General features: G+C 67.7%; 1 protein-coding gene. It reads left to right on the plus strand.

Annotated elements, in window-relative coordinates:
- Positions 1-56 precede the first annotated feature (56 nt).
- On the plus strand, positions 57-841 hold a 785-nt coding region (locus tag L6Q96_23205; GenBank protein ID MCK6557458.1), incomplete at its 3' end, for a transposase.

Genomic DNA, 841 nt, shown 5'->3' on the forward strand with positions numbered 1-841 from the left:
GAAGTGAACCTGGCGTTGTTCAATGCCAGACCGTTGGCGGAGGAGGCGGAGGAGGAATGAAGCAAGGGCTGTTGCCGTACGGGGTGGAGGTGGTGGAGGCAGCGGACACGGTGACGGGGCGGGCCGGGCTGCCTCTGGTGGTGGAGACGATGCGGGCGCTGGGTGTGGCGGGGATCATCGAGGATGAGCTGAGCATTCGGCGACGGGCCCGTGGGCACAGCGAGGTGCAAATGATCGAGGCGCTGGTGTTGTTGCTGGCCTCGGGCGGCGAGTGCCTCGACGACATCAACGGGCTACGCGCCGATCAGGGATTGTGCCGGCTGCTGGATCGCCCCCTGCCGTCGGCAGACGCGTTGCGGCGCTTTCTCTACGAGTTTCACGATGAGGCACTGATCCTCCAGGCCCAGGCGCAGCGCGCGCCGGGCACGCTGGCGTACATTCCAGCGGAGACGGCGGCGCTGCAGGGGCTTGCCCGCGTGAATGAGGGGCTCACGCGGGCGGTGGCGGCCCGGGGGAGGTCGCAGAAAGCGACCCTGGACCACGATGCGACGATTCTAGAGAGCCACAAGCAGGAGGCGTTGGCGCACTACAAGGGCGGGCGTGGGTATCAGCCGGCGGCGGTCTACTGGGTGGAGCAGGATTTGGCGATTGCGGACGAGTTTCGCGACGGGAACGTCCCGGCGGCGATGCGGAACCTCCCGCTGATCCAGCGGGCCTTCGCGAGCCTGCCGGCGACGGTGCGCGAGTATTTCTTTCGCGCCGATAGTGCGTGTTACGAGGAGAGCGTGCTGAAGTGGCTGGCGAACCCCGAGCGACCCGAAGGGCCGCAGGGGACGATCGG

The sequence above is a fragment of the Candidatus Binatia bacterium genome (assembly GCA_023150935.1).
GTDB lineage: Bacteria > Desulfobacterota > Binatia > HRBIN30 > HRBIN30 > JAKLJW01.